The 15,159-nt window shown below is 66.0% G+C and carries 14 protein-coding genes; 9 read left to right on the forward strand and 5 right to left on the reverse strand.

The genetic code is table 11. The annotated features are described in order from the left end of the window. Positions 1-190: 190 nt before the first annotated feature. Positions 191-610 carry a cupin domain-containing protein gene (locus ACA097_RS27510; protein ID WP_160287086.1) on the reverse strand — a complete coding sequence of 140 codons (420 nt, stop codon included), beginning with the start codon at positions 608-610 and terminating at the stop codon, positions 191-193. Positions 611-786: 176 nt separating this feature from the next. Between ACA097_RS27510 and ACA097_RS27515 the strand changes: the two genes are divergently transcribed. Then, a complete protein-coding gene (locus ACA097_RS27515) occupies positions 787-2,229 on the forward strand; it encodes a PLP-dependent aminotransferase family protein (protein WP_371367472.1) in 1,443 nt (480 codons plus the stop codon). On the opposite strand, the gene ilvA is transcribed toward ACA097_RS27515, so the two are convergent. Together ilvA and ACA097_RS27525 are read right to left on the reverse strand one after the other, a co-directional pair. After that, a complete protein-coding gene (gene ilvA / locus ACA097_RS27520; protein ID WP_371370584.1) occupies positions 2,226-3,740 on the reverse strand; it encodes a threonine ammonia-lyase, biosynthetic in 1,515 nt (504 codons plus the stop codon). The two genes, ACA097_RS27515 and ilvA, sit on opposite strands and share 4 nt — an antisense overlap. An 11-nt stretch (positions 3,741-3,751) precedes the next feature. Beyond that, positions 3,752-4,180, reverse strand: coding sequence for a DUF4440 domain-containing protein (locus tag ACA097_RS27525; RefSeq protein ID WP_052355273.1), 429 nt, complete (start codon positions 4,178-4,180; stop codon positions 3,752-3,754). 425 nt (positions 4,181-4,605) lie between these two features. Between ACA097_RS27525 and ACA097_RS27530 the strand changes: the two genes are divergently transcribed. Beyond that, positions 4,606-4,770, forward strand: coding sequence for a hypothetical protein (locus ACA097_RS27530; RefSeq protein WP_156958030.1), 165 nt, complete (start codon positions 4,606-4,608; stop codon positions 4,768-4,770). A 34-nt stretch (positions 4,771-4,804) separates the two neighbouring features. On the opposite strand, the gene ACA097_RS27535 is transcribed toward ACA097_RS27530, so the two are convergent. Then, positions 4,805-5,692 carry a Dyp-type peroxidase gene (locus ACA097_RS27535; protein WP_371367475.1) on the reverse strand — a complete coding sequence of 296 codons (888 nt, stop codon included), beginning with the start codon at positions 5,690-5,692 and terminating at the stop codon, positions 4,805-4,807. Positions 5,693-6,110: 418 nt separating this feature from the next. On the opposite strand from ACA097_RS27535, the gene ACA097_RS27540 reads away from it, so the two are divergent. From ACA097_RS27540 to ACA097_RS27565, 6 genes are all read left to right on the forward strand, one after another. Further along, on the forward strand, positions 6,111-7,577 hold the full coding sequence (locus ACA097_RS27540; protein ID WP_043252315.1) for a sodium:solute symporter family protein: 1,467 nt from the start codon (positions 6,111-6,113) through the stop codon (positions 7,575-7,577). Positions 7,578-7,998: 421 nt separating this feature from the next. Beyond that, positions 7,999-9,189: an MFS transporter gene (locus ACA097_RS27545; protein WP_371367477.1), complete on the forward strand. Its 1,191-nt coding sequence runs from the start codon at positions 7,999-8,001 to the stop codon at positions 9,187-9,189. 23 nt (positions 9,190-9,212) lie between these two features. Then, positions 9,213-10,016, forward strand: a complete 804-nt coding sequence (gene dkgB / locus ACA097_RS27550; RefSeq protein ID WP_371367479.1) for a 2,5-didehydrogluconate reductase DkgB — start codon at positions 9,213-9,215, stop codon at positions 10,014-10,016. 89 nt (positions 10,017-10,105) lie between these two features. Beyond that, a complete protein-coding gene (locus tag ACA097_RS27555) occupies positions 10,106-10,870 on the forward strand; it encodes an SDR family oxidoreductase (RefSeq protein ID WP_371367481.1) in 765 nt (254 codons plus the stop codon). Between the two features lie 450 nt (positions 10,871-11,320). Beyond that, on the forward strand, positions 11,321-12,220 hold the full coding sequence (locus ACA097_RS27560) for a LysR family transcriptional regulator (protein WP_371367483.1): 900 nt from the start codon (positions 11,321-11,323) through the stop codon (positions 12,218-12,220). A 251-nt stretch (positions 12,221-12,471) separates the two neighbouring features. Continuing rightward, the gene (locus ACA097_RS27565) at positions 12,472-13,587 is read left to right on the forward strand and encodes an alkene reductase (RefSeq protein ID WP_371367485.1); all 1,116 of its coding nucleotides are present in this window, start codon (positions 12,472-12,474) and stop codon (positions 13,585-13,587) included. Position 13,588: 1 nt separating this feature from the next. On the opposite strand, the gene rhtA is transcribed toward ACA097_RS27565, so the two are convergent. Then, positions 13,589-14,476, reverse strand: coding sequence for a threonine/homoserine exporter RhtA (gene rhtA, locus ACA097_RS27570; protein ID WP_043252306.1), 888 nt, complete (start codon positions 14,474-14,476; stop codon positions 13,589-13,591). A gap of 50 nt (positions 14,477-14,526) precedes the next feature. Here rhtA and ACA097_RS27575 point away from each other — a divergent pair, with 50 nt between their 5' ends. Further along, a complete protein-coding gene (locus ACA097_RS27575; RefSeq protein ID WP_371367487.1) occupies positions 14,527-15,129 on the forward strand; it encodes a helix-turn-helix domain-containing protein in 603 nt (200 codons plus the stop codon). The last annotated feature ends 30 nt before the right edge of the window (positions 15,130-15,159 follow it).

A 15,159-nucleotide genomic window follows, 5' to 3' on the forward strand; every position in this document is an offset into this window, starting at 1 on the left:
CCTACACAATGGCATCGGTGCGGGGATTTTCGCGGATGAATCCGCTCCTACAGAGTTACTCCAACCATTGCGCCCGCGCCGAACAGCCCCCTCTCCCGCTTGCCGGAGAGGGTTGGGGAGAGGGAGCGGAGCTGACCATGGATGCCAGAATTTCGCGGATAAGCTCCGCTCCTACAACGGCCTCAGGTTGTCACTTCTTCAGCGGCACCAGTGGCGGAGCCTTTTCGTCCAGCAGCAGCCACACCAGCAACTTCGCCGGCTTGCTGTTGCTGGCATTGCGCGAGATCAGGTGTGGCGTGTTCGCCGCTTCATACCAGGAGTCGCCGGCCTTGTAGGTCACCGGCTGCTGCCCTTGCAGTTGCGAGACCACCGCACCTTCCAGCACGTAGGCGAACACCGCACCCTGGTGCAGGTGCGGAATCGAGACCTGGCCGGGCTTGTAGCTGACTTCCACCATCAGGCCCTTCTTGCCCGGGACATCCGGCAGCGCGTGCTCTTGCAGGGGGGTGATCTTCTCGTGCTCGCCACTCTCGTCATGGGCCAGCGCCGGCAGGGAAAACGCCAGGGCCAGGCCGGCGAACAACAGGTGGCGCGGGGTACGGATCGACATCGTGCATCTCCTCGGGCGCTGCGCCCCTTCAAGATCGGCGGCCGTGTCGCCGCGATGGGTCCAAGCTACGCCCGCCCTCCGCCGCGCCCAATAGCCAATCCCCGGCAAAAACGGGAGACCACTGGCGATGCCCCGCGCGCACGGCATAATTCCCGGATAGCAAACGGAGCGCAGGCATGGAACTTCACGTAGTCATCGAGGGCGACAAGGACCTGACCGGCCAGCTCTATCGCCAGCTGCGCGAGTCCATCGAAAGCGGTCGCCTGGCCGCCGGTACCCAGCTGCCGCCGACCCGCCTGCTCGCCGAGCACCTGGGGCTGTCGCGCAAGACGGTAGCCGAGGCCTACGCCCAGCTGACCTACGACAACCTGCTGGTCGGCAAGGTCGGCGTCGGCACCTTCGTCAACGCCCACAGCGCCCGCCAGCAGCACAAACGGCAGCCGACCGAGCTCGCCAGCGCCAGAGTGCTGGAGCATTGGCGCGGCATTTCCAGAGCGTTGCAGCACCCGGCCCTGGGCGTTCGCCTGCGCTATTCCTTCATCGGCGGCGCGACCTCCCCCAGCCACTTCCCGCAGGATGAATGGCGTCGCTGTGTGCAGTACGCGCTGCGCCAAAGCGCACAGGCGCGCGGTCTGTACAGCCAGGCCGAAGGGCTGCCGGCACTGCGCGAGGCCATCGCCCGCCACGCAACCTTCTCCCGCGGGCTGCGCTGCTCGGCGGACGACGTGGTGGTTTGCAACGGTGCACAGCAAGCGCTGGATCTCATCTCGCGGGTACTCCTCGAACCGGGCTGCTGCGTGGCCGTCGAGGAGCCCGGCTACCCACCGGCGTATCAACTGTTCGCCTCCCAGGGCGCCCGCGTGGTCGGCGTGCCGGTGGATGCCGAGGGACTGCGCGTGGACGCCATTCCCGACGATGCCCGGCTGATCTACGTAACCCCGTCGCACCAGTTCCCGCTCGGCATGCCGATGTCAGCCGCGCGCCGCCAGGCCCTGCTCGACCGCGCCTTGGAACTTGGCGCCATCGTCATCGAGGACGACTACGACTGCGAGTTCCGCTATGAAGGGCGGCCCAACGACACCCTGCACAGCCTGGACCGCCACGGCCTGGTGGCCTACGTCGGCACTTTCTCCAAGACCCTTCTGCCGGAGTTGCGCCTGGGCTACGCGGTGCTTCCGCCGGCGCTGCTGCAAGCGGTTGGGGCTGCCCGGCAGCTGACCGACTGGCACACCTCGACCCTGATCCAGTGGGCGCTGGCGCGCTTTCTCCAGGAGGGTCACCTGCTCAAGCACATCCGCCGCTGCCACACCATCTACGCCAGCCGCCGCGAGCGCCTGCTGCAGCGTTTCGCCGGCGACCTGGCACCCTGGTTCGAGCTGGTGCCGGCGGTGGCCGGCTTCCATCTCGCGGTTCTCGCCCGCCGGCCGCTGAACATCCCGCAGCTGGTGGAACTGGCGCGCAAGGTCGACCTCGACCTGCTCGGCCTGACACCGTTCTTCCAACAGCCGCCGACGCGCGACGGCCTGCTGATCGGTTACGGCGCCATCGAGACGCTGGATATCGACCCGGCGCTGGATCGCCTGCGCGACCTGCTGCAGACCCTCGCGCCGCTGCCCTAGCCAATGAATAGGCGGTAAGCCGGGTTGTCGCTCTCGTTCCAGTAGCGGTAGCCGATCTCGCCCAGCACCGCGTCCAGCTCACCCAATTCGTGATCGGGCACCTGCAGGCCGGCCAGCACGCGACCGTCCGCAGCGCCGTGGTTCCGGTAGTGGAACAGGCTGATGTTCCAGCGCCCGCCGAGCTGGTTGAGGAAGTTGAACAGCGCGCCCGGCCGCTCGGGGAATTCGAAGCGGAACAACCTCTCTTGCTCCACCTGCGGCGCGCGTCCGCCGACCATGTGGCGGATGTGCAGCTTGGCGGTCTCGTTCTCGGTCAGGTCGAGCACCGGGAAACCCTGGTCGCGCAGACGCTCCACCAGCGCCGCGCGCGGATCGTTCTGCGGATGGGTCTGGATGCCGACGAATATCTGCGCTTCCTCGCTACGGTCGTAGCGGTAGTTGAACTCGGTGATCTGCCGCTTGCCCACCGCCTCGCAGAACGCCTTGAAAGCGCCCGGCCGCTCGGGGAGGGTCACCGCGAGGATGGCCTCGCGTTTTTCGCCCAGCTCGGCGCGCTCGGCGACATGACGCAGGCGATCGAAGTTGATGTTGGCACCCGAGTCGATGGCCACCAGCGTTTGCCCGGCGACGTCTTCGCGCTCGACGTACTTCTTGATCCCGGCCACCGCCAGTGCGCCGGCAGGTTCGGTGATCGAGCGAGTATCGTCGTAGATATCCTTGATCGCCGCGCAGATTTCGTCGCTGCCGACGGTGATCACCTCATCCACGTAATGCCGGCAGACTTCGAAGTTGTGCGCGCCAACCTGCGCCACCGCCACGCCGTCGGCGAAGATCCCCACCTGCGGCAGCACCACGCGTTCGCCGGCGGCCAGCGCGGCCTGCAGGCAGTTGGAATCGTCCGGCTCGACGCCGATGACCTTGGTTTCCGGGCGCAGGTACTTCACGTAGGCGGCGATGCCGGCGATCAGGCTGCCACCGCCGACCGGAACGAAAATGGCATCCAGTCGCCCCGGATGCTGGCGGAGGATTTCCATGGCCACCGTGCCCTGCCCGGCGATCACTTCCGGATCGTCGTAAGGCGGGACGAAGGTGTAGCCGTGCTCTTCGACCAGGGTGAGCGCTTGCGCCAGGGCCTCGGGGAAGGCGTCGCCATGCAGTACCACCTTGCCACCGCGGGACAGCACGCCCTGCACCTTAAGCTCCGGCGTGGTGCGCGGCATGACGATGGTCGCCGAGACGCCCAGCTTCTTCGCTGCCAGGGCCAGGCCCTGCGCATGGTTGCCGGCGGACGCGGCAATCACCCCGCGCTGGCGCTCGGCAGCGGAAAGCTGCGCCAGTTTGTTGTAGGCGCCACGAATCTTGAAGGAGAACACCGGCTGCAGGTCCTCGCGCTTGAGCAGCACCTGGTTGCCCAGGCGCTCGGACAGCTGCAGCGCGGGTTGCAATGGAGTCTCGATAGCCACGTCATAGACCGGCGCGGCGAGGATCTTGCGTACGTAGCTTTTCAGCAGCGCATCCTGGCTCATGCGGTCATCCCCCGGGTTCGGCTGCCAGTGGGCGCGCCATCGAGAAGGTCGCTGCCGTAGGAGTTGTCGACCGCGCAACGCCATTGGCCGTCGGCTTCGCGACGGAACACGTAGGTCGCCTTGCGCGCCTGCACCTGCGGGCCCTCTTCGGTTTCGCCAGCCACCAGGGTGCGCGCCAGGACGAGCGCGGTGTCGCCCGCCTCCAGCACTTCCATGGCGGCCTGGCGGACCTGCAGGCAACCGTGGAAGTACAGGTCGATGGCGTCGAAGGCACGGCGGATCTGCGCCTTGCCGCAGACGCTGAGGCCCGGGCGCAGCACCAGGGTGGCGTCGTCGGTATAGAAATCCATTAGGGGGTCGAACTGCCGGGCGTTGATCAGTCGATCCGCCTGTTCGATGGCCTGGGTGACGCTGTGGGGGCTCATTGCCTGTCTCCTGCTGGGCGCTTCGTTCGGGGCCCGGGAGACAGTCTCAGAAAGAACCCGCCTCCAGGGCGGGTTCGGTGGACGTCGGCTAACCCGCCAATTGCGTAATGGCGGTAATAATGATCTGGCGGACGTTCAGGGATGTGCGATGCATGGCGGTTAACTTAGGCGAAGCGCAGGAGCGCCGTCAAGCCTCCGCGTCTACCAGCGCATTCTCTGCTTCTTGTCGGAACATTCGCTCTTGTTCGAGCGAATAAGCTCAGCACACGATTGCCAAAGGCCATTACAAGGCGACAAAATTACGGCGATTCTTAAGCAAGCCAAATAAAACAGGTCATTGACGCCAATTTAATGGCTCACGAAGCCCAAAAGGCTTGCAGCGCCCCTTCGGGCCATACCTGGACCCCGCATATGGAGATGCCGCCTTGCAAAACTTCCTGCACCACTACCGAACCGCCTACCGAAAATTGCGCGGGCTGCATTGCAACGCGGCGACCTCGAGCCACCGCGCCTTCCGCTACGCCGCCTTCGGTAGCACCGGTCGCTTCGTCAACGGTTATACCCAGATGCGCATTCATCTGAGCCGCTGAGAGAATGCCGGGCACCAGGGCCCGGCGAATTGCTTCAGGTCGACAGCAGCGCGCTCAGGTCGAGGACACCGGCATTGCACGGCGCGCACCAGTAGTAACCGCCCGTGAGCGGCCGGCTGAAGCGGTAGAGGGCGTCGACGATGCCGTCTTCCAGGCCGCTCATGCGCCGCAGTTGCACCTCGAAGGCATCTAGGGTGCAACCGAAGGCCAGGAACATCAGCCCTGCGTCGTTGCCTTCGGTCCAAGGCATCGAACGGCGTACCACGAAGGCCTCCGGCTCGAAGCTCTCCTGGGCGGTGCGCTTGACGTGGGCCGACTCCGGCGCCTCTTCCAGTTCCTCGTTGTCGCTCTTGCGCCGGCCGATGATGTCGTCCTGCTCGGCCTGCGGCAGGGCGGCGAACATCTGCAGCTGATGCCGCCATTTCTGGATCGCGGCGAAGCTGCCGCCGTCGAGACCACGACCGCTGCCGGCGACTATCGCGGCGCCGATCGCATCTTCGTCTTGCGGGTTCTCGGTGCCGTCTTCATAGCCGGTCAGATCATGGCCGGCTCCGTGACGGAAGCCTTCGGTCGCATCCACCAGTTCCAGTGCCGGCGCCAGTTCGCGCTGCAGTTCATGGGTGCGCAGCAGCAACTCGCCACGCTCGGTGCCGCGCAGCCAGATCCACAGCGCGTGCTGGGTGGAGGGGTTGTCGACGCCAATTCCGGAGATTGCCGGGAAATCGCGCAGGCCTTCGATTCGTTGCCCCAAGGCACGCACCAGGGACTCGCCGAAGCCGACCACGGCGCCCATGCCATCGACCAGGCGTTGCAGACGGTCGAGGGCGGCCGGCAAATGCTCGACAGACTGCAGGTCGAAGAACAGGTGACGGGCCTGGCTGGGAACCGGGGTGGCGAGAATGCCGGGCTGGTAGTGGCTCATGGGGCGTCCTTGTGCGCAAAACCGCGATTCTACTGGCTGCGGGCGGTTTTCCATACCCGCCGGCGCGACAAACCCCAGCGGCATCCCGCAGGCCAGAGCCGCCGGACAATCGTTCTTCTTATCGAACACCCACTGTAAAAAGTTTCCGACCACTCAGCTGCCGATAAAGCGCTAAATCAACCACTTATCGGAATCAAGCCCGTCCAGCTGTCATTTTTTTCATTCAGACCCTTTGTAATTGTTTGACATATTTTACGTCTTTGGCAGACTGCTCGCCCGTTGCGAACCGGGGGCAGGCCACATCACTGCCAACCGGGTTCCGGTGCGAGCCGGGACGCCATGTCCAAAAACAAAAACGTGCCAGCTGTGTCGCCCTACCCTGCGTGCCTGGCCAGCCAATGGAAGAAACGAAACCATCATGTTGATCTGGTTTGTCTCGATCTACCTGCTGATCACCGTCATCGTCGGCATCTACGCCGCCACCCGTGTAAAGAACGCCGCCGACTACGCCTCCGCCGGCCGTAGCATGTCCTTCCCGCTGGTCGTGACCATGGTGTTCGCCACCTGGTTCGGCTCCGAAGCGGTTCTGGGCATTCCCGCCACCTTCCTCCAGGAAGGCTTCGCCGGGATTATCGAAGACCCGTTCGGCTCCTTCGGTTGCCTGATGCTGGTCGGCCTTGTGTTCGCCCGTCCGCTGTACCGCATGAACCTGATGACCATCGGTGACTTCTTCCGCAAGCGCTTCGGCCAGCACGTGGAAATCTTCACCAGCCTGGTGATCATCATTTCCTACATGGGTTGGGTTGCCGCCCAGCTGACCGCCCTGGGCGTATGCTTCAGCGTGCTCTCCGACGGCGCCATCACCACCACCCAGGGCATGCTGCTCGGCACCGTGATCGTGTTGCTGCACACGCTGTTCGGCGGTATGTGGTCCGTGGCCCTGACCGACTTCCTGCAGATGATCATCATCGTCTGCGGCCTGTTCTACCTGGTCTGGCTGATCGGCGACCTGGCCGGCGGCCCGCAAGCGGTGATCAGCCATGCGGCGGCCGAAGGCAAGTTCCACTTCCTGCAAGGCACCTCGGCCAAGGACATAGTGGCGTTCATCGGCGCGGCTGTGACCATGATGTTCGGTTCGATTCCGCAGCAGGACGTTTATGCCCGCGTGATGTCGGCCAAGACCGAGAAGATCGCCTCGCGCGCCACCATGACCGGTGCCACCTGCTACCTCGCCTTCTGCATGCTGCCGATCTTCCTGACCTACGCCGCGTCGATGATCGACCCGGAGATGGTCAAGCATTGGCTGAACGAAGATGCCCAGCAGATCCTGCCGCACCTGATCATGGAACGTACCCCGATGTTCGCCCAGATCATGTTCTTCGGCGCCCTGCTCTCGGCGATCATGTCCTCGGCCTCCGGCGCCCTGCTGGCCCCGTCGGTGACCCTGACCGAGAACATCCTCAAGCCGATGCTGCCGCACCTGAACGACCATCAGGCCCTGAAGCTGATGCGTATCAGCGTACTGGCCATGACCGTCGCCACCTGCGTGTTCGCCCTGTACTCCAACGCCAGCATCTACGAGATGGTCGGCAACGCCTACAAGGTGACCCTGGTCGCCGCCGTGGTGCCGCTGTTCTTCGGCCTGTTCTGGAAGCGCGCGACCACCCAGGGCGCCCTGACCGCCATCGCCTTCGGCCTGATCGGCTGGGTGTCGCTGGAGATGGGCTACCAGGAAGGCGACTTCTGGCCGCCGCAACTGGTCGGCCTGCTGTGCAGCGCCCTCGGCATGGTCATCGGCTCCCTGGCCCCGCAGTTCAGCAAGAACCACGGCGACCACACCGAGACCCTGACCGAGCAGGCAGCCGCGGCTGCAGCCGGCAACTGAGCCGAGCGTTCGCTATATAAGGAAGCCCCGCCTAGCGCGGGGCTTTTTCATGGCTGTAGAGAAAGCGCGGACGGAATCTGTAGGAGCGGCCCATGGCCGCGAATCGCGCGCATGGCGCGCTCCTACAGGTGAGATTGGCGCGGGAAGTTCGCGGACAAGGTCCGCTCCTACGGGATGACGCCGGTATCACCACCAACGCCGTATGGCTCCCTCTCCCGCTTGCGGGAGAGGGCTGAGGAGAGGGAGCGGCGTTCAACGTGGGTACGAGGGGTCGGAGTATTCGCGGATAAGATCCGCGCCTGCTGCGGCACGCGCTACTCCTGATTCCAAATCAAATATCCTTTGTCGCTACCGGCGTTTTTCTCAGCAGTCGAGATCCGGATACTGCGCCCCAGTGAACCCCCTTCCACTGGAGCGAACCATGCCCCTCGCCTTGCTGGCGCTTACCTTGAGCGCCTTTGCCATCGGCACGACGGAATTCGTCATCGTCGGCCTGATCCCGACCATCGCCGGGGACCTCGGCGTCACCCTACCCTCCGCCGGACTGCTCGTTAGCCTCTACGCGCTCAGCGTCGCCATCGGCGCGCCGCTGCTGACCGCGCTCACCGGCCGTGTGCCTCGCAAGCTGTTGTTGGTCGGCCTGATGGCGCTGTTCACCGCCGGCAACCTGGTTGCCTGGCAGGCGCCGACCTACGAGTCGCTGATCGTCGCGCGCATCCTCACCGGCCTCGCCCATGGCGTGTTCTTCTCGGTCGGTTCGATCATCGCCACCAACCTGGTGAGCAAGGACAAGGCCGCGAGCGCCATCGCCACCATGTTCAGCGGCATGACCGTGGCCTTCGTCACCGGTATCCCGCTGGGCACCTTCATCGGCCAGCACTTCGGCTGGCGTACCACCTTCCTGGTGGTCAGCGCCTTCGGCCTGGTGGCATTGATTGGCGCACTGCTGTTCGTGCCGAAGAACATCCAGCACAGCCCGCCGGCGCCGCTGCTGCGCCAGGCCCGTGTGCTGCTGCAACCGCGTCTGCTGCTGGTCTACGCGATGACCGCCGTGGGCTATGGCGGCTCGCTGATCGCCTTCACCTTCCTCGCGCCCATCCTGCAGGACGTCGCCGGATTTGCCCCGAACATGGTCGGCCTGGTGCTGCTGGCCTACGGTGTCTCGGTAGCGGTCGGCAATATCTGGGGCGGACGCCTGGCCGACAGCAAGGGCCCGGTGAGCGCGCTGAAGACCATCTTCCTGCTGCTCGCCGCCGTGTTGCTGGTGCTGACCTTCACCGCGCCGCACCCGGTGCTGGTGGTGCTGACCGTGCTGGCCTGGGGCGCCGTAGCCTTCGGCAACGTGCCCGGCCTGCAGGTGTATGTCGTGCAACAGGCCGAGCGCGTGGCGCCGGACGCGGTGGACGTGGCCTCGGGCTTCAACATCGCCGCCTTCAACCTCGGCGTGGCCGGCGGGTCCTGGGGCGGCGCCCTGGTGGTGAGCCACCTGGGCCTGGGCCATACGCCCTGGATCGCCGCGCTGGTCACCCTCGGCGCCTTCGCCCTGACCGTCCTCAGTGGCCGACTCGACCGCCGCAACGAAGCTACCGAAGCCGCCCTGGCGGCGAACTGAAGCAAGACCCAAAGGAGATTTCCATGAACATTCCCGACCTCGGCCTCGGCACCTTCCGCCTCAAGGACCAAGTGGTCATCGACTCGGTATCCAACGCATTGGAGCTGGGCTATCGCGCCGTCGACACCGCGCAGATCTACGGCAACGAAGCCGCCGTCGGCCAGGCCCTGAGCGCCAGCGGCGTGGCCCGCAGTGAGCTGTTCCTGACCACCAAGATCTGGACCGAGAACCTCTCCCGCGACAAGCTGATCCCCAGCCTGGAAGACAGCCTGGGCAAGCTGCAGACCGACCACGTCGACCTGCTCCTGATCCACTGGCCCTCGCCCAATAGCGCGGTGCCGGTCGGCGAATACATGAGTGCCCTCGCCGAAGCGCAGGAGCGCGGCCTGGCCCGGCAGATCGGCGTATCGAACTTCACCGTCGCCCTGATGCAGGAAGCCCTCGACGCAGTCGGCAGTGGCGTCATCGTCACCAACCAGGTGGAACTGCACCCCTACCTGCAGAACCGCAAGGTGGTCGAGTTCGCCCAGCGCCACGGCATCCACATCACTTCCTACATGACCCTTGGCTACGGCAAGGTCCTGGGCGACGCAGTGATCGGCGAGATCGCCCAGCGCCACGGCGCCACACCGGCGCAGGTGGTGCTCGCCTGGGCGATGCAGCTGGGCTGTGCGGTGATCCCGTCCTCGACCAAGCGCGCCAACCTGGCCAGCAACCTCGCTGCCCGCGAACTGCGCCTGAGCGAGGCGGACATGGCCGCCATCGCCGCGCTGGAGCGCAACGAGCGCATCACCAGCCCGGCCGGCCTGGCCCCGACCTGGGACTGAGGCGAAGCCGCTTGCACGGCGACGACGGCACGGGTAAATGGAAGACCCGGCCGTCTTGGCCGCACTCTCAACCGATTTGGAGAAGTCCCATGGATCTCGGTATCGCTGGACGTTGGGCGGTGGTCTGCGCCGCCAGCAAGGGCCTCGGCAAGGGTTGCGCGAAGGCGCTGGCCGGCGAAGGCGTGAACCTGGTGATCAACGCTCGCGGCGCCGATGCGCTGGAAGCCACCGCCGTGGAACTGCGCCAGCACAACCCGAACATCGAAGTACGCTGCGTCCCCGGCGACGTCGGCCAGGCGGACGTACGCGTCGCGCTGCTGGCGGCCTGCCCGCAGGTCGACATCTTGGTCAACAATGCCGGCGGCCCGCCGCCCGGCGATTTCCGCGACTGGGGCCGCGAAGACTGGCTGGCCGCCCTGGAGCTGAACATGCTCACGCCCATCGAGCTGATCAAGGCCACGGTGGATGGCATGGCCGAGCGCGGTTTCGGCCGCATCGTGAACATCACCTCCTCGGCCGTGAAGGCGCCGATCGACATCCTCGGCCTGTCCAACGGCGCCCGCAGCGGCCTCACCGGCTTCATCGCCGGCCTCGCCCGGCAGCCGCGCCTGGCCGCGCGCAACGTCACGCTCAACGCCCTGCTGCCCGGCTCGTTCGACACCGATCGCCTGCGCAAGGGCATGGGCGACGACAACGCCAAGGTCGGCGAATGGCTGCAGGCGATCCCCGCCGGACGCTTCGGCCACCCGGACGAGTTCGGCGCCTTCTGCGCCTTCCTCTGCAGCGCCCACGCCGGCTACCTCACCGGGCAGAACCTGCTGCTCGACGGCGGCGCTTATCCGGGGACGTTCTGAGAAACCGCCACTCCTACGAAAAGCGCATACGCGCTTCGCTCTTGGGACTTCCAGAGAAACGTCCACGCACTCCGGAACGCCCCTTACAGGAGGCCGAGCAAAGCCCACGCAGAGGAGGTTGAGCGACATGGATGTCGCGAGAGCCCCGAGGGCTACAGGGACGTACCCTCGGGGCGGGCCTCCGGGTGCGTGGGAATGTGCGAGGGAAGTCCGGCTTGCCGGACCCGTATGTCGCGGCAAGCGTTCTTGGTTACTTCTTTGGCGTTTGAAAGAAGTGACTCGCCGAGAGGCGAAACAAGAACTCTCAGAGCACACAGAAGCGGCGCGCTACACCGAACAAGGCGTTTCTGGGTCCCCGCGTTCGCGGGGATGACGAAATTAGCAAAGGAGCGAGAGGACTGTTCGCGAGCAAGCTCGCTCCTACGCAAAGCATCCGTCCCAAGGGCCACGATGAAAGTCCAATCCGACGAACTCCGCACCTTCACCACCGTCATCGACAGCGGCTCCATCACCGCCGCCGCCGACCAGCTCGGCCTCACCGCTTCGGCGGTCAGCCGCACGCTGGCGCGGCTGGAAGAGAAGCTCGGCACCACCCTGCTCAATCGCACCACGCGGCGCATGAAGCTTACCGAAGAGGGGCAGTTCTTCCTGGACAGCGCGCGGCACATCCTGGCGCAGATGGAAGACCTCGAGGAGCGCCTGGCGCTGCGCCAGCAGCGCCCCTCCGGGCGCCTGCGGATCAACGCCGCCTCGCCCTTCATGCTGCACGCAGTGGTGCCGCATATAGATGAGTTCCGCCAGCTCTACCCGGACATCGAACTGCAGCTGAACACCAACGACCTGAACATCGACCTGCTGGAACAGAGCACCGACGTCGCCATCCGCATCGGCGCGCTGAGCGATTCCAGCCTGCACGCCCGGTCGCTGGGCAGCAGCTGCCTGAACCTGCTGGCGAGCCCGGCCTACCTGGAGCGCCATGGCACGCCCAAGAGCGTCGAGGCGCTGGCCGGCCACAGCCTGCTCGGATTCACCCAGCCGGAAACCCTGAACGTCTGGCCGCTGCAGCATGCGGGAGGCGATACCCTGGCGATCACCCCCGACCTCTCCGCCTCCAGCGGCGAAACCCTGCGCCAGTTGGCCCTGGCTGGCCAGGGCATCGTCTGCCTGGCCGGTTTCATGACCTGCGCCGACATCACCGCCGGGCGCCTGGTCAAGGTACTGCCGCAGGCCATGCGGGAGGCTCGCCAGCCGATCAACGCGGTGTACTACCGGAACTCGCAGCTGGCGCTGCGCATCCAGTGCTTCCTCGACTTCATCCAGGAACGCCTGCGCGGGCACCTGGACGCCTAGCCCCGGCGCTGCGGTCAAGGCAGCACGTCATTCCTTCCTGCATCCAACGATACCCCGCGACACCGCGGGTATCGTCGCGTGTGCCTTCGGATGCAGGAGCCCTTGGCGGACCGGCATTCGTGAACCTGTCTCAAGACTCATTTGCCGTAGCTAGCGTTTTTCGCACGAATCGACGACGGAATAATGCGCCCATGCCTTCCCGCCAGCGTCGCCGCCACAGCGCCGGCCGGCCCCTACAGGAGATTGTCGCCATGCTGTTCCGTCCTTTCGAACTCGGCCAACTGCAACTGCCCAACCGCATCGTCATGCCGCCGATGACCCGCTCGCGCGCGGCCGCCGGCGAAGTCGCCACGCCCCTGATGGCCCGCTATTACGCGCAACGCGCCAGCGCCGGCCTGATCGTTTCCGAAGGCACCCAGATCAGCCGCCAGGGCCAGGGCTACGCATGGACCCCGGGTATCTACAGCGCCGAGCAGGTCGCCGGCTGGCGCCAGGTCACCGAGGCCGTGCATGCCGCCGGCGGGCGCATCTTCGCCCAGCTCTGGCACGTTGGCCGGGTGTCGCATGAGTCGCTGCAGCCGGACAACCAGGCGCCGATTTCCTCGACCAGCCGGAGCGCCGAAGGCGTGAAGGTCTTCATCGATCCGCAAGGGCACGGCCCGCAAGCCGGGGCCGGCGAGATGATCCAGCACTCGGCGCCGCGCGCCCTGCGCACCGAAGAGATCGCCGGGATCGTCCAGGACTACGCCCGCGCTGCGCAGAACGCACTGGACGCCGGCTTCGATGGGGTCGAGCTGCACGGCGCCAATGGCTATCTCATCAACCAGTTCATCGATTCGCAGGTAAACGACCGCAGCGACGAGTACGGCGGTTCGTTGAGCAATCGCCTGCGCTTCCTCCGCGAAGTGGTCGAAGCGGTAACGGCGGTGGTCGGCAAGGAGCGCATCGGTGTGCGTCTGGCGCCGTTGACCACGCTGCAGGGCGCGGTGGACGATACCCCGCAAGCCACCTACCTGGCGGCCGCGAAGCTGCTCGACTCGATTGGCGTGGCCTACATCCACATCGCCGAAGCCGACTGGGAAGACGCGCCGCACATGCCAGCTGCCTTCAAGGAAGCACTGCGCATCGCCTACGGCGGCACGCTGATCTACTCCGGCGCCTACACCAAGGACCGCGCCGAGGAAGCCCTGGCCAAGGGCTGGGCGGACCTGATCGGATTCGGCCGGCCGTTCATCGCCAACCCTGACCTGCCCGAACGCCTGCGCCACGACCTGCCCTTGGCCGCTGGCGATCGCAGCAAATACTTCGGCGGCAGCGAGGCCGGCTACACCGACTACCCACGCGCCCGGGAGGCCACGCCGGCCTGAGTCAGTCCGGCGCCGGCGCGTTCAGCACCGGCTGCGCGGGCTGGCTGCTGAGGGTGGTGCCGACCGAAGCGACGATGATCGCGGCGATTGCCAGCCATTGCAGGAAGGTCAGTTGCTCGCCGAGGAAGATCAACCCGGAGAGCGCGCCGAAGGCCGGCTCGATGCTCATCAGGGTGCCAAAGGTGCGCGCCGGCAGACGAGTCAGGGCGACCATTTCCAGGGTGTAGGGCAAGGCGCTGGAGAGCACTGCCACGCCGAGCAGCGCCGGCAGCAGATGAAGATCGAGCAGCGCGGTGCCGGCATGCACGATGCCGATGGGTGCGATGAACACCGCAGCGATGGTCACGCCCAGGGCCGCACCCTGGGTGCCGTGGTCGGAGCCGGCGCGCTGGCCGAAGATGATGTACAGCCCCCAGCACACGCCTGCCGCCAAGGCCAGCGCGGCGCCAGTGGGGTCGACGCCCTGCCCCAGGTTGCCGATGGGCAACAGCAGCCAGAGGCCGAACACGGCGATGGCGATCCACAGGAAGTCGAGCGCCTTGCGAGAGAAATACAGCGCCACCGCCAGCGGCCCGGTGAATTCCAGGGCTACTGCAACGCCCAGCGGCACCGTGCGCAGCGCCATGTAGAACATCAGATTCATGCCCCCGAGGGTGATGCCGTAGGCCAGCAGCGAAGCCCAGGACTTGCGCGCGATGGGCTGGCGCCATGGGCGCAGCAGCACCAGCAGGATGATCGCGGCGAAGGTCAGGCGCATGGCAGTCACGCCCTGGGCCCCGAGCACCGGGAACAGGCTCTTCGCCAGGGACGCTCCGCTCTGGATCGAGGCCATGGACACCATCAGCACGGCGACCGGGTAGAACAGCGAGGCAAAACGGGAGCGAGGCATGGAAGGCGACCAAAAGGGTTGAACCGTAGCCAGTGTCCTGGCGTATGCTTATGTGCAACATAATGCGCAAAATCGGACCAATGAGCAATATATTGCCCAACTCTACCGAACGCCCCAGCGTGCTGGTCCACGTCGCCGACAACGTGAAGAACCTGCGCCGCGCTGCCGACCTCAGCCAGGACGCGCTGGCCAAGAGCAGCGGGGTCAGCCGACGCATGCTGGTCGGCATCGAGGCTGGCGACACCAATGTCAGCCTGGCCACCCTCGACCGCATCGCCGCCGCGCTCGACGTCACCTTCGCCGACCTGGTGCGGCCGCCGCAGACCGTCGACCTCGCCCGCGTCGATGCTGTGGCCTGGGTCGGCCGCTCGCCGCAAAGCCGCGGCACCCTGCTGGCCAGCACCCCGGCCAGCCGCCAGGCCGAGCTCTGGCACTGGTCGCTGGCGCCGGGCGAGCACTACCGCTCCGAGCCTGACGCCGAGGGCTGGCACGACATGGTCTACGTCATCGAGGGCAGCCTGACCCTGGAGATCGACGGCGAGCGCGTGCAAGTCGAAGCCGGGGGCTTCCACGTGTTCAAGAGCAACCGCCCCTTCGCCTACCACAACCTCGGCGACCGCCTGCTGCGCTTCGTGCGCAACGTGGTGAACTGATCCACTGCCGACAAAAAAGCCCGCTCCGGG

Origin of the sequence: Pseudomonas sp. QL9 (genome assembly GCF_041409665.1) — a bacterium.
GTDB classification, from domain to species: Bacteria; Pseudomonadota; Gammaproteobacteria; order Pseudomonadales; family Pseudomonadaceae; genus Pseudomonas; species Pseudomonas knackmussii.

Coding starts and splice junctions, on each gene's coding strand:
- ACA097_RS27555 (WP_371367481.1), top strand. CDS start 10,106: ATGGATCTCGGTATCGCTGGACGTTGGGCGGTGGTCTGCGCCGCCAGC.
- ACA097_RS27540 (WP_043252315.1), top strand. CDS start 6,111: ATGTTGATCTGGTTTGTCTCGATCTACCTGCTGATCACCGTCATCGTC.
- ACA097_RS27545 (WP_371367477.1), top strand. CDS start 7,999: ATGCCCCTCGCCTTGCTGGCGCTTACCTTGAGCGCCTTTGCCATCGGC.
- ACA097_RS27515 (WP_371367472.1), top strand. CDS start 787: ATGGAACTTCACGTAGTCATCGAGGGCGACAAGGACCTGACCGGCCAG.
- ACA097_RS27525 (WP_052355273.1), bottom strand. CDS start 4,180: ATGAGCCCCCACAGCGTCACCCAGGCCATCGAACAGGCGGATCGACTG.
- rhtA (WP_043252306.1), bottom strand. CDS start 14,476: ATGCCTCGCTCCCGTTTTGCCTCGCTGTTCTACCCGGTCGCCGTGCTG.
- ACA097_RS27565 (WP_371367485.1), top strand. CDS start 12,472: ATGCTGTTCCGTCCTTTCGAACTCGGCCAACTGCAACTGCCCAACCGC.
- ACA097_RS27535 (WP_371367475.1), bottom strand. CDS start 5,692: ATGAGCCACTACCAGCCCGGCATTCTCGCCACCCCGGTTCCCAGCCAG.
- ACA097_RS27510 (WP_160287086.1), bottom strand. CDS start 610: ATGTCGATCCGTACCCCGCGCCACCTGTTGTTCGCCGGCCTGGCCCTG.
- dkgB (WP_371367479.1), top strand. CDS start 9,213: ATGAACATTCCCGACCTCGGCCTCGGCACCTTCCGCCTCAAGGACCAA.
- ACA097_RS27560 (WP_371367483.1), top strand. CDS start 11,321: ATGAAAGTCCAATCCGACGAACTCCGCACCTTCACCACCGTCATCGAC.
- ACA097_RS27575 (WP_371367487.1), top strand. CDS start 14,527: ATGTGCAACATAATGCGCAAAATCGGACCAATGAGCAATATATTGCCC.